Source organism: Deltaproteobacteria bacterium (genome assembly GCA_003194485.1).
GTDB lineage: Bacteria > Desulfobacterota > Dissulfuribacteria > Dissulfuribacterales > UBA3076 > UBA3076.
Genome location: PQXD01000027.1, coordinates 1 through 13,581, shown reverse-complemented (window position 1 = coordinate 13,581; position 13,581 = coordinate 1). Strand labels below are relative to the sequence as shown.

At 50.1% G+C, this 13,581-nt stretch carries 8 protein-coding genes; 2 read left to right on the top strand and 6 right to left on the bottom strand.

The genetic code is table 11. The features are described from left to right. Window positions 1-193: 193 nt before the first annotated feature. Window positions 194-1,891: a hypothetical protein gene (locus C4B57_10840; protein PXF52615.1), complete on the top strand. Its 1,698-nt coding sequence runs from the start codon at window positions 194-196 to the stop codon at window positions 1,889-1,891. A 223-nt stretch (window positions 1,892-2,114) separates the two neighbouring features. Here C4B57_10840 and C4B57_10835 read toward each other — a convergent pair whose 3' ends face one another. The 6 genes from C4B57_10835 to C4B57_10810 form a co-directional block, all read right to left on the bottom strand. Further along, a complete protein-coding gene (locus tag C4B57_10835; GenBank protein PXF52614.1) occupies window positions 2,115-4,346 on the bottom strand; it encodes an ATP-dependent helicase in 2,232 nt (743 codons plus the stop codon). A gap of 4 nt (window positions 4,347-4,350) precedes the next feature. After that, window positions 4,351-5,787: a hypothetical protein gene (locus C4B57_10830; GenBank protein ID PXF52613.1), complete on the bottom strand. Its 1,437-nt coding sequence runs from the start codon at window positions 5,785-5,787 to the stop codon at window positions 4,351-4,353. A gap of 288 nt (window positions 5,788-6,075) precedes the next feature. Next, window positions 6,076-7,611 (bottom strand): uroporphyrinogen-III C-methyltransferase, encoded by a 1,536-nt coding sequence (gene cobA / locus C4B57_10825; GenBank protein PXF52612.1) that lies wholly within the window; start codon window positions 7,609-7,611, stop codon window positions 6,076-6,078. Beyond that, window positions 7,598-8,533 carry a hydroxymethylbilane synthase gene (locus tag C4B57_10820; GenBank protein ID PXF52611.1) on the bottom strand — a complete coding sequence of 312 codons (936 nt, stop codon included), beginning with the start codon at window positions 8,531-8,533 and terminating at the stop codon, window positions 7,598-7,600. The genes cobA and C4B57_10820 overlap by 14 nt, the downstream gene beginning before the upstream one ends. Window position 8,534: 1 nt before the next feature. Continuing rightward, window positions 8,535-8,762 (bottom strand): FmdB family transcriptional regulator, encoded by a 228-nt coding sequence (locus C4B57_10815; protein PXF52610.1) that lies wholly within the window; start codon window positions 8,760-8,762, stop codon window positions 8,535-8,537. Window positions 8,763-8,887: 125 nt separating this feature from the next. Next, window positions 8,888-9,469 (bottom strand): phosphoheptose isomerase, encoded by a 582-nt coding sequence (locus C4B57_10810; GenBank protein ID PXF52609.1) that lies wholly within the window; start codon window positions 9,467-9,469, stop codon window positions 8,888-8,890. Window positions 9,470-10,663: 1,194 nt separating this feature from the next. Between C4B57_10810 and C4B57_10805 the strand changes: the two genes are divergently transcribed. Continuing rightward, entirely contained in the window at window positions 10,664-13,387 is a 2,724-nt protein-coding gene (locus tag C4B57_10805; GenBank protein ID PXF52608.1) for a carbonate dehydratase, read from the top strand. Window positions 13,388-13,581 lie beyond the last annotated feature (194 nt).

Genomic DNA, 13,581 nt, shown 5'->3' with positions numbered 1-13,581 from the left:
GCTCCGGATTATAGCTTCTGAAATTGTAGTTCATGAGGCCCTCAAAAAGCAATTATCATGTTGAAATTATATAATATTTTACCGAATTCGGCCTCATTTTGCAACTAATATTTGCGGGACAGACTCTATAGTGGCGTTTTTTGGCGAAACCGGGGGTGCTGCAGATTGCAATGTTACTAAGACAGGAACATTAGTGGTTTCACAGGGTGAGCTCCAATTCTACGTTACACAGGAACAGCTTACCAACCCGGATCCAATTACAGTACAGGTTAGGGGCTTCGCATATTCCTCTGACGATGATTGTGCTACTACCCCGTTTTGGCAAGAAAATATCGACTATTGTTGGATTGCGTCAAAGAGCGACCAATGGATTACCCTAAATGGAAATCCGGACAGTATAGTGGGAAAGGCCGTCGGAGATGGATCATTTACTGTTGGCGTTGATATAAATCAACTCCTGGCAAACCAGAATATTTATGGGGGCAATGTCACTATTTATGATGGAAACGTGACGGTTACAGCTACTATCTCTACAGAGCCTGATACCATTCCAACCACATCAATAGGTATCCCTGTTCGGGTCTATGTCAATGCACTGCGTTATGCTGCCGAGAAGTCATTGGTCACGACCGATTGGCTGGACCTGATCATGAATGTGCCTGTAATGGAAGATATTTCCGGAGCGCTTTATGTATTGGCAGAGCATCCAAGTCTCGCTCCAGGCCAGGTTTTCGCCTATAGATGGGACAGCGTGAACGGAACACGTTTCGACCTGTTCAGCCAGTGGGGCCATCCGGTCGCAGGGGCAGAGGACCTGTTCTATGCAGCGGATATACAGAATACCCCTATCGCCATACCCTTCAGTAGCGATGAGGATACAGGAGATCCGGTAATTCCTTATGATCCTACAGATGTGTCCGGGACTGATCAGACCCCTAATATAAAGGCGTTTATTCCTATTACCTTTGGAGGAGGCCTGCGGCTGATCGGAATGGAGGGCGACTGGATTATCAGGGCCATAGTAGGTGACAGGAATGATATCACCAATTGGCAATCATGGCGGGAGCTCCTTTACTATGTATTGCACATTCGACCTGTTACCGGCACCTGGGTAGTAACAGAGGAATTTGAAGGAGAATCATACACATATATAGATGATACAGGGACAATTTATCCGATGATTCTCCATGAGGAACGAGGTGATCTCAGCGGTGGAGTGTGGATCAGCCCTGTCGGTCGGACACCTCTGACTGTCACTTACGCCAATAGCACGGATCAGATCTGTGATACCCTCGCAATTCAAGGACACAGGCTGGATGTAAGCAGTTGTGTGCAGCCAGGCGGCTATGAAGTTTACTTTGTAGAGCCCAGTATTTGGGGGAACGTCGAGTATCTTTATAATATAACCGTGCTGGACGCGACTGGTGGAGGTTATCTGGAAGGCACGTGGCAATATCGCTTCGCAGGAGAAGCAAATTGGTCTAGGCCGGAGGATTTCTCAGCGGTCAGGCAGGAGGTCGTTATTCCTCTTGATCCAAGTTGCAACTGCTATCTCGTAAACGGCACCGTAAACGGATACGCTGCCGGATTTATCGTTGATACAGGGGCCTCCATGGTCCTGCTGAGTTCAGACGATGCGTCATATATGGGTGTTGACTTGACTGATGTTAATCAATGTCCCTTTACAGGCATCGGATCAGGAGTTGGCGGTGATATATCTGTAACGTATTGTTATGTAGATATTGAGATAGAAGAGCGCCTCTCCATAAATAATTTATTGGTAGGATTTTCAGATGATTGGTCAGGTCCCGGCCTGCTCGGCGTGCCCTTCCTGGAACAGTTCCACGTATCCACAAATGCGGAAGACGGCACAATGATTATCGCCCCTTAGATAATCAGCACTGCTCAAAAGGGCGGGGATGAGTAATCTCACCTCGCCCTTTCTGTTTACCTGTAACCATTCACGGGGTTACAACGCCTGTTTTACCGCAACCCACCGAACTGTAAGCGTTTACAGTGTGCTGCAGATGCGAGGCGGAGGGTACGCAGACGTACTCCCTGTACTTCAAGTGCCCGACAACAAAGCAGATGCAGTGCCCTGTAAACGCTTACCTCTAGATAACACTGAGCTTGGCATAATCAAGGTGCAGGGTCTTTTCCCCCGCAACGTCAAAAAGCACCTGTATCTTCTTTGGACCAATATCCCTGATCACCTGACCTGGTCCAAAGATCGGGTGCCTGACCCTTTTCCCCGGTGCAAAAATACCGGAACCGGTTTGATCAGGCCCTGGGCTACTTTCGGAGTTTATTTGCTGGACATGTTCTGAAGACTTTGAAGGTGTTCCGGTGACACCTGGCATGTATTGTATGTTTTTTTGATAAATCTTTTCATCAGTATCTGCTCCCTCTTTTTTCCATAACCGCAAAAGATTGGCAGGTATCTCCTCCAGAAACCGTGACGGCCTGGCAGGGAGCAAACCCGTACCCGAGACACTTATAAACGCCGGGTAACAAAAACACAGAAAATCTTTGGCCCTGGTCGCGGCTACATAAAAGAGCCTGCGCTCCTCTTCCAGTTCATCACTACGAAAAGAAACCGCAGGTGAAGGGAAGCGTCCTTCTGCCAGCGACAGGACGAAGACCGCTTTCCACTCAAGACCCTTTGCCGAGTGCATAGTGGAAAGGACGATACGTCCCTTCTCCCAGTCCACATCTTCTTGATCCGGAGGGTCCAGGGCCAGATCGGCGAGCATGGACACTGCGTCGTCGTATCGGGTTGCCAATCCTCTCAAATGGGCCAGTTCCTGCAGACGTTTGGGATAATCTCCATGATAAATCCTTTCCAGGTGCGGCCGATACCAGGTCTCGAGCTGTAGAAGCAGATCCGGAAGGTCCGCCGGCATGTCATGGAGTCTTTTCAATAGACCGCCGAGCCCCCTTGCTGTTTCTCCCCAGACGGCCTTGGTTTTGTATGTTGAAAGACATTCAAGTGGATCTTCGCTTTTTATCAATTGAGAGAAAATCTTTTCCGCGCTCTTCAGGCCAAGGCGTTCGATCAATAGCAGGATCCTGCTCCAACTCAGCCGGTCCAGCGGGTTTATGAGAACGCGAAGAAGGGACAGAATATCCTTGATGTGGGCAGCCTCAAGGAGACGTAATCCACCGCGTTTGACAAAGGGTATCCCTTGGCTGTTTAACTCGGTTTCAAGATGAAAGGAATGAAAACTGGCCCTGAAAAGTACGGCGATATCAGATGGTTTAAATCCATGTTTCAACAATTCCTGGATACGGTCGGCAACAAATTTTGCCTGATCCACTTCTTCCTTTGCCGTGTACAGGTATGGTGGATTTCCCCCTTTTCTCTGTGCCACCAGGCGTTTTGTAAATTTCTCCCTGGCATTGGCAATTATGGCGTTGGTACAATCCAGGTTGGGCTGAGTGCTGCGGTAGTTCCTCTCAAGCTTTATTATCCGAGTCCCGGGAAACATCCTGGGGAAATTCATAATATTCTTGAAATTTGCCCCCCTGAACGAATAGATGGACTGGGCGTCATCTCCAACGACCATTACGTTGTTGTGACCACAGGCCATAAGGTGCACGATCTCCGCCTGAGTAACATTCGTATCCTGATACTCATCCACCATTATGTACCGGAACCAGGAACCCATGGACTCTCTGACCTGGGCATGTCCTTTCAGCACATCTCTCCACCTGAGGAGCAGGTCGTCGTAATCCATAAGTGCATGGACTTTTTTGTATTTGCGATAGACGGGGATGAGTTTTTCCAGCCCCGGCAGCTCCCCCAAAAGGTGCGGATAGCCCTGCTCAATCACCTTCAATACAGATCCTCCGCAGTTCTCTGTCTTGCTCACAATTGAAGCCAGGGCGGATTTCCTGGGAAACCGCTTTCCAGGCCCTGTGAGATCTAGCTGACGGGCCAGGAGGTTCAGGAGGTCCAGCATATCCGTCCTGTCCAGTATTGTGAAGTTGCCGGGATAGCCGACCAGGTGCCCATATCGCCTTAACATTCTGTGGGCGAATCCATGGAAAGTGCCCCCTGTTACCTGCTGACACTGTGAGCCTACAATCCGGGAAGCCCTGGTCAGCATGGTGGCAGCAGCCTTTCTGGTAAAGGTCAGAAGCAGAATTCTGTTTGGCTCTACTCCTGTCTGGATAAGCTGGGCAACCCTGTAAACCAGGGTACGCGTTTTTCCGCTTCCGGCACCGGCTATCACCAAAACCGGGCCATTTATGATCTCTACGGCCCTGAGCTGTTCCGGGTTCAGTTCACGCTCAAAGTCAACAGAGACTCCTTTTGTGCCTGGGAACTCGGTCGGCATTGTCATAAGGTTAGGGAGTATTGACCTCAGCAGTCACAGGCAGGCCCATTATTTCTTCAATGCTGTTTTGGAGAGGCAGGGCAAAAAAGAAATTATTTCCAAGGTTGGCTGCTTCATAACCGACAACGCCGCCATGGACTTCCACGACCTTTTTCACAAAGTGTAATCCATGACCAACACCCGGCTTGCGCTCCGAACCGGTCCCGCGATAACCCTCTTCAAAGATATGGGAGGCCTCCTCTGGAGGGATGTGCGGCCCTGTAGTAAAGACATTAAACTTGATCCCCGGCTTTCCCGGGCCGAAAAAGTCAGGAATTACCTCCTGCCCGTAGGACATAAACTTGACGGGTTCCCCACTTTCGTTAATTACCTCCTGACAGTACTTCTCCGCGTTGGAGAACAGATTTGCATAGACCTGGGAAATGAGTCCTACATCCACTGCCAGGGGGATATCTTCATCAGGCATCCCGCCAAACCCATAGTCTATACGTATGCCCATACGTTCAAGTCGTTGCCTGTAACGCTCAAGCTGGGGGTCTAAGATCTCCTTTTTGAAGCGGCACATCTTGCGCCGCAGCACAAGCTGTCCCTTCTCAAAATGATCGCGTCTGAGCAGGCTCTCCAGAAAAAGGCTGGTGTTCTGGTAATGTTTATCAATCTCTTCACACTCCTTGAAGAGTCCACCGCGCAAATCAGCAAGACGACCTTGTATCTGCTCCAGATGATAAACCTCAATCCACTTTTTACCGATTCCGACTCCTATCTTTTCTCCGAAGTCCTTTTCAATATCTTCAAGCTCCAGGATCTTTTTTCTGAGGTTGTTCAGAAAGAGCCTGTACCTCATGTTGGGTACCAGTACATTGTGCTCGATGTCTGCTACAAGCGTATTGATGAACTTGATGTGCCTTTCATTCTGTTCTGAAATCAACTTATAGTGCAGATTGTATCCTATCCTGTTTGCATACTTCTCAAAAAACAGCCTGTCACCCTTTCCAAACTCAGACAGGGGGAATACTGCGAACAAGCCTATGATTTCTTCTGCCTTCGATAGGGGTTTGCTTGCAAACAGCCTCCAATTTCCCTTGATGGGAGCCACAAAGGTATCTCCTGTCTCATAGGAAGACTCGCTGAGCCTGATATCCCCAGGAGGATCCATGCCGCAGACCCTCAGTCCCTTGATGGAATCACAGGCAATATATAACTTCCTGATATCCGGGTCGACCAAATAAAGGCAGGAATCAAATCCCATGAACTCCTTGGGGACAAAGACACACACCCTGTAAAAATTCTCCAGGGTCTCAAATTCCTGGGCCAGATCGAAAAAGGCCCTGAGTGTCCTGCCCTGGATAAAGGTAAAACCGTATCTTTCATAATCCTCCCGCTTTTGGCGTATTCTGGCCAAGATCGTGGCAAGTTCAGGAGGATCTGTGGGGCAGTAAATTGTCATGAGATAATTATTATTTTATACACGACGTCAGACATAGCTGCCGAAAATTGATAGATCCCTTTCAACAATTAATGTGTAATTCAAAATACTTATGCGAAATAGCAATTGCAAAAATCGGCAATTACTTATGACGCTGTGTATAGCAGTAAAATTTGAAATTTGAAATTGGGAAAACATAAAGGTGTAGATGTATTATCTAATTCTAATTTCGATATCGACATTCAATTCGATAATACACGCTTTTTCGAAAAAAAGTGTAAACTTAATAAATAAAGGATATCTATCATTTCATTCAAAAAGCCCCTCTATGGCAGCTACCAGCGAGGATATTGTAAACTCATCAGGCTGAACCGTGACCTTAAGGCCATAATCTTCCGCCGTCCTGGCAGTGATCGGACCAATACAGGCCACCTTTGCCTTTTCAAGTATCCGCTTGCGCAGATAATCAGGGAGCAACCGGAAAAAGTTCTTGACAGTTGATGAGCTGGTGAAGGTCAATACGTCAATGGTTTCCTGCCCCAGTATCTCCAGGGTTTCCGGATCCAGGTCAGGTGCCAGGGTCCTATAGGCAGGGACTACGGTAACATCTGCTCCAAGCTCTGAAAGCCGGCTTGGGAGAATCTCTCTTGCCTTTTCCGCCCTGGGAATAAGTATGCGCTTCCCTGATACGCCTATCTGGCTGAAGGCCTCTATCAGGCCTTCAGCCCGGAAGTTGTCTGGCATAATGTCGGAAGTTAAGTGCAGGGCGGAAACGGCCTTGGCAGTGCCGGCGCCCACAACAGCAATACGTATGTTCCCAAGGGCCCTGAGATCAAAATTCAGTGCGAAAAGACGTTCAAAGAAAAAACGTACCGCATTGGTGCTGCTGAAAATCACCCAGCTGAAGGCAGAAAGCGAGTTAATGGCCTGGTCAAGAGGCCCCAAATCCTCTGGCCAATGGACTTCTATTGTAGGGCACTCCAGGCAATATGCGCCTCTCCGCTCCAGCAATCTTACAAGATCACTGGCCTGTTCCCTGGTCCTGGTAACCAGGATCCGTTTACCCAACAGGGGCAGTCTTTCGAACCAGTTTGCCTGGTCCCGCAGGGCCACCACTTTTCCCACCACTATAATTGATGGGGGTCCAAGACCTGCTTCTTTTACCTTTTCTGCTATATTTGACAAATTTCCTGTAATCGAAGTCTGAAGAGGGGTGGTTCCCCAGCGGATCACTGCTACCGGAGTATCGGGACTGCGTCCGTACTTTATGAGCTGTTCTGCAATATTGGGCAGGTTTTTCATCCCCATCATAAAGACAAGTGTCCCCACGCCCCTGGCCAGGCCCTCCCAGTCTATATCCGCCTCCATGCTGTCAACTTTGCGGTGGCCTGTAATAAAGGCCACGGAAGCGGTATGTGCTCTGTGGGTCAGGGGTATTCCGGCGTAGGCAGGAACTGCAATACCTGAGGTCACGCCGGGCACCACCTCAAAATATATCCCCGCCCTGGCAAGGGCCTGGGTCTCTTCGCCCCCCCTGCCGAATATAAAAGGATCCCCTCCCTTCAGGCGGGCTACACACTTTCCTTCCATTGCCTTTTCCACGATCATCCTGTTGATATCTTCCTGAGTCACTGTGTGTGAGCCCATCCGCTTACCAACATAGATACGTTCTGCATGAGGAGAGGCAAAGGGCAGAAGCCTCGGGCTTGCCAGACGATCATATACGACTACCTCGGCCTCAGCCAAAAGCTCCTTGCCACGAATGGTCAAGAGGCCCGGGTCGCCAGGGCCGGCCCCTATTAAATAGACCTTTCCGGGTGAAGAATCCGGCTTAATTCGCTCCATAAACTTCCCTCAATATTTCTGCACCCCCGGCAGCCAGGACCTGTTCTCCAAGGATAGTTCCAAGGGCCTCGGGCTGATCAACAGTTCCTTGCTTTTTTATTCGTATAATGTTAGTCCCTGCCTCGTCACCCAGCATAACTTCAAGCTCAAGAGTCTCTCCCTTGAGCCGGGCAAGAGCACCCAAAGGTACCTGACATCCGCCTTCAAGCCTGAAAAGAAAGGCCCTTTCAGCCCTCACGCAGATGGATGTGTCTTCATGATGAATCGAGGCGAGAATTTGCCTGACCTCTGTATCCATGCTCCTGAACTCTATACCAAGGGCCCCCTGGCCTACAGCAGGAAGCATCGTTTCAGGTTCCAGAAGTTGAATAATCCTTTTTTCCAGACCAAGTCTTCTGAGCCCTGCAGCCGCCAGGATAACGGCATCATACCGCCCCTCGTCAAGCTTGCGAAGCCTTGTGTCGATATTGCCTCTCAGGGAAACTACTTCGATATCAGACCTCGCGTTCTTAAGCTGGGCTATCCTTCGAAGACTGCTCGTACCTATTCTGGCACCTTTCGGCAATTCTTCCAGTCTGAGCCCGGACCGGGAGATCAGGGCATCCCGTGGTTCTTCACGACAAGGAAAAATGCTGACTTCAAGCCCTTTTGGGATCTCGCTGGGGACATCCTTCAGGCTGTGCACTGCTATATCTGCGTCTTCCCTGAGGAGGGCGTTTTCGATCTCTTTTACGAAGAGGCCTTTGCCGCCGACCTTGGCCAGTGGCACATCCAGGATCTTATCCCCTTTGGTGGTGAATTTTACAATATCTACATGGACTTCAGGCCAGCGTGTCTCGATCTCTTCCTTGACCCAGTTACTCTGTGCAAGGGCCAATGCACTCTTTCTGGTCCCAAGTCGCAACCTTCTCCCTGTTCCCACATCAAATCCCGCAGGACCTGCAGTCAGAACTTGTGCAGCTGGTACAAAGGCCGCTTGATTTTTTCCCTGTCCCTGCAAATTTGTGGCCGCTTTTGAAGGCAAAGGCCGAAACCTTCTTTTGCGCCCCTAAAGCGCCGCATTTGGGACATTTGATATCAGTTCCGGATCCAAGGACCAGTTCCTCAAAATTCTCTCCGCAGGCAGTGCATACGTACTCATAAATAGGCATACAAAATACCTCCATAATCAAGCTATTATTCTCAAAGCTGAAAGCAAGAGTTGATTTTTAGGGTTATACTTTTTAAAAGCTATCAGCTTTTTTCTTCCAGGCTATCCAGGATAGCCCATGTCTAATTATACCGGACTAAAAACTTGCTGTTCCACAAGGTCGCATAACAGATGCCCAAAAAAAATATGGACCTCCTGAATCCTGGGGGTATCAGAGGATGCCACACATATGACCAAATCAGAACACCGGTCCATCTTCCCGCCGCTCCCTCCGGTAATACCCACGGTCCTTGCCCCTATTTCCCTGGCAACGGAAAGGGCTTTCAGCACATTGGGTGAATTTCCGCTGGTGCTTATTCCCAGGACCACGTCCATCGGGCCAGCAAGGGCCTGGACCTGTTTTGAAAATACCTGATCAAAATGGTAGTCGTTTGATATCGCGGTGAGAATAGAGGTATCTGTGGTAAGTGCGATGGCAGGAAGTGGTTTTCTGTCCAGCCGGAAACGGTTTACAAACTCAGCTGCTATATGTTGGGCATCAGCTGCGCTTCCCCCGTTTCCGAAGAGGATAAGCTTGCCGTTGTTCTCAAAGGCCCTGCAGACCCATTGCGAAAGCTCGATGAGCTTCCGGCCGCAGGACTCAAGGCTTTCCCTGTAGGCAGTTGTTGCGCCCTCAAGCGCATTTTCAAAAAAGATATTGTAATCCATGGAATCCATATCCAAAATAAATACCGAAACTAATGATTGTCATCTGTCAAGGGACACCAACTTTTACGATTTTTCGTGGTCCCAAGTTATCCCTTTTACTTTCGTTCCTGACGTTCCTGCTTATTCTTTAGAGAACCCCCAAAACGAAATCATGGACGGGTTTATTCGATTTTGCAGCCTGGTATAATGCATTATGTAATTGGGTAGCTCTATTGTACTTATTCTCCAGTGCAGCCCCAAAACCGCTCTTCCGGAACCAGGCTACAAAATCGTAATCAACTCTCCGGTAGTGTCAAGAATTTTGTGTAAATTTATCTATAGCCAGATTCTGAAAGAATGGCAGATTGTTACGCGCCTTTCCTAATTGATGTGGTCAAGTAAAAACGGACACCCGGTTAAGCAACTTTTGCCAGGGTAAATTCCCCTCTTCAAAACTATTTGGGTTTTTGTAACCCAAAAGGGAAATCCCCCAAAGGCTGGTGGTGCGGTATAACATCTCAGGCCTGACAAGACATGAACTGCCTGAGTATCTCCATTGTTTCCATGTCATATTACTATCGTAAAAACCCCTATCTTGTCGATTGTTTTATGCACTGAAATAAAATAGATCCCGTTATCAAGACAAAAAATAGCGAGTTTTTGTTAGCATAAAACCTATTAGTTGCGCTATATTTATTTCAAATCAGGTAAATATTCGGTGAACCCGTTATATCCTGCCTTGAAGCGGTTACCTTTTTCCGGGTTTCAAAGCTCACTCATCGCGGACCGGAGAGGCAGTGCAATCCGGCCCGCGATCGAAACCCTGCAAAAGGCAAACCGCTCCTGCGGCAGGGCGCGGATGGCAACCGTTCACAGGAAGGGGATATTTCTTTGAACAGTTTATAACGGAAGCCCCCGTAGTTTTCTCGGCTTTTGCTGTGGGGGAAACTGCATCGCCTTAAGCGCAGCGTAGGGCGAATGCAGAGGGGGCAGGACATCCCCCATGTCAAAAGCCTTAAGAAAACAAGGGGCTGAAGTGTGAAGTGAAAAGAAATATCCCCTGCCCGTGAACGGTCACGCACATGGGACCACGGGTTTATAAGAATATTTAAAATCAGAAATATACCGCAAACATGCAGCATTCAGGTTTTGATCTGCAACTGGAACCGGAAGTGGTTCCAGGCAGGAAGCACACTTAGATATAACGGGGACTTCATGGAGACTTTGATTACCGGACACTGGCACCATCTGCCTGCTGACGAGGTGGTTGATCTGCTGGAGAGTGATCCCGCAAAAGGCCTGGGCATGTTCACGATAGAAAATCGCCTGGAAGAATTCGGCCCCAATGTGATCACTGTTAAAGGAGAAAAAGGGGGGCTGCTGCGCTTTCTCCTCCAGTTCCACCAGCCACTTATCTATATTTTGATCGCAGCCGGTATTATCACGGCCGGCCTTCAAGAGTGGGTAGATTCCGGCGTTATTTTCGGAGTTGTGCTTGTTAATGCCATCACCGGGTTCGTCCAGGAATCAAAGGCTGTCAGTGCCCTGAAGGCCTTGGCCCTGACAGTGACAACCGAGGCCACTGTGCTGCGGGATGGGAAGAGGCTGCGTATTCCTGCAGCAGAACTGGTTCCGGGTGATATCGTCTTGCTGCAGGCAGGTGACAAGGTGCCTGCAGATATGCGCCTGATCCATTCACGCGATTTACAGATAGATGAATCCGCGCTCACCGGCGAATCCGTTCCTGTTGAAAAGGCACCGGACACCCTTGATCATGATACGGTCCTTGCAGATCGTCGGAACATGGCCTATTCCTCGACCCTGGTTACTTACGGACAGGGAAGTGGCGTCGTTGTCGCCACCGGCGACCGCACGGAAGTCGGCCGCATTTCTCAACTCATTTCAGACGTGCAGGAACTGGAAACACCGCTCACTCGAAAGATTGCCCGCTTCAGCCATGTCATGATCTATGTGATCTCGGCCCTTGCGGCTGTCACCATAGCGGCAGGCATTATCCGCGGGCAATCCATCTTCGACATGTTTATGGCCGCCGTAGCCCTGGGTGTAGGTGCCATCCCGGAAGGCCTCCCGGCCGCTGTGACCATAACGCTGGCCATTGGCGTTTCCCGGATGGCGAGTCGCCGGGCTATCATTCGAAATCTTCCGGCAGTTGAGACCCTTGGCAGCACCACGGTCATTTGCACGGATAAGACCGGAACGCTTACCGAAAACCAGATGACTGTCCGGGAGATCTTTGCCGGCGGTCAGCGATTTGAGGTAACCGGTTCGGGATATGAATCTTCAGGGAGGATTCTCAGACAGGGAATCCCGGTGGATGCCGCTAAATTATCAGCGCTGGCGGAGTGCCTGCAGGCTGGCGTACTGTGCAATGACAGTCTGCTGGTGAACAAAGAGGGCTCCTGGCAGATACAGGGGGATCCCACTGAAGGGGCATTGATCGTCGCAGCGAACAAGGGGGGCCTGTTCAGAAACATGGTGCAGGAAAAATTTCCCCGCATAGACGCAATTCCTTTTGAATCCCTGTACCAGTATATGGCAACCATGCATGACGCCGGGAGTGACAACCCGAGGATCGTCTATATCAAGGGCGCGGTTGAGACCATCCTGGACAGATGCGATTCATGCATTGATGAAAGAGGGAATTCGACAATACTGGATCCGGCCCGGATTCTCAAAAATGTGGATGAAATGGCCTCCAAGGGATTACGGGTGCTCGCCTTTGCCAGGACGGAACTGCCGGCGGAGACGGGCATTTTAAGGCATTCAGATGTGGATTCCGGGCTGACCTTCCTCGGTCTTCAGGGCATGATCGATCCGCCGCGTCCTGAAGCGGTTGCGGCAATCAAGGTCTGCCTGACAGCAGGCATTCATGTCAAGATGATTACAGGCGATCACGCCCTGACAGCGGCCACCATTGCGAAACAGATGGACCTGAGCGGTGCCCGTGACCCTGATACAGGTGCATTGGCTGTTATCACCGGACAGGAACTTGAGAAAATCCCTGACAGGGAACTCGTTAATGTGGCCGAGCGGACCGCAGTCTTTGCCAGGGCAACCCCGGAGCAGAAGCTCCGTCTGGTCGAGGCGCTGCAGCGCCGCGGACACGTTGTGGCCATGACCGGAGACGGTGTGAATGATGCCCCGGCCCTGAAAAGAGCGGATATCGGAGTAGCGATGGGTGTGACCGGCACCGATGTAGCCAAGGAGGCTGCCGATATGGTCCTGACAGACGACAACTTCAGCTCCATCGAGGCCGCGGTCGAGGAAGGAAGGGGCGTATTCGACAATTTGATAAAATTCATCGCCTGGACCCTGCCGACCAACCTGGGAGAGGGTCTGGTTATCATGGCCGCTATACTCGTCGGCGTCACCCTGCCCATCCTTCCGGTGCAGATTCTCTGGATCAACATGACTACAGCCGGCTTCCTGGGGCTCATGCTGGCTTTTGAACCCAAGGAGCCCGGCATCATGATGCGTCCGCCCCGTGACCCAAAGACGCCTATACTCACAGGGGTGCTGATCGGACGAATCCTCCTGGTGGGGCTGCTTCTGCTGGTCGCGTCATTCACCCTTTTCCAGTTGGAACTGGCGGCAGGGGCCAGTGTGGCCCAGGCACGCACGGTTGCAGTCAATGTCTTTGTCATTATAGAACTTTTTTATCTCTTCAACTGCCGTTCGTTGGAAAAAACGATCTTTGAACTCGGGTTGCTTTCAAACCCTTGGGTCCTCGGCGGAGTCACTGCCATGTTTGTTCTGCAGATGTTCTATACTTATATTCCGGTCATGAACCGGTTATTCCACAGCGCGCCTGTAAGTCTTGACGCCTGGGTACGGACGGTTGCGGCCGGAATAATCACTTATTTCATTGTGGAGGCCGAGAAATGGTTCCGGCAGAGAAGGACAACCATCGGCAAATAAGCAAGATTAACTTGTCCCCAAAAGCGCTCAACTTGCTCAGACAATAGCTTCCTGGCCTGAATCTTTAGAGCGTGTCCCGTAAATCATATCAGCCGAAGATTTCGATTCGGCCAAATTTTGGCCTTATGCCCCTCTGGACTTTCTGGAAATGCTGATTATTGAGATTCATTGTCATAAGAGCCTTATTCCACCCC

Coding starts and splice junctions, on each gene's coding strand:
- C4B57_10815 (PXF52610.1), bottom strand. CDS start 8,762: ATGCCTATTTATGAGTACGTATGCACTGCCTGCGGAGAGAATTTTGAG.
- C4B57_10810 (PXF52609.1), bottom strand. CDS start 9,469: ATGGATTACAATATCTTTTTTGAAAATGCGCTTGAGGGCGCAACAACT.
- cobA (PXF52612.1), bottom strand. CDS start 7,611: ATGGAGCGAATTAAGCCGGATTCTTCACCCGGAAAGGTCTATTTAATA.
- C4B57_10835 (PXF52614.1), bottom strand. CDS start 4,346: ATGACAATGCCGACCGAGTTCCCAGGCACAAAAGGAGTCTCTGTTGAC.
- C4B57_10805 (PXF52608.1), top strand. CDS start 10,664: ATGGAGACTTTGATTACCGGACACTGGCACCATCTGCCTGCTGACGAG.
- C4B57_10830 (PXF52613.1), bottom strand. CDS start 5,787: ATGACAATTTACTGCCCCACAGATCCTCCTGAACTTGCCACGATCTTG.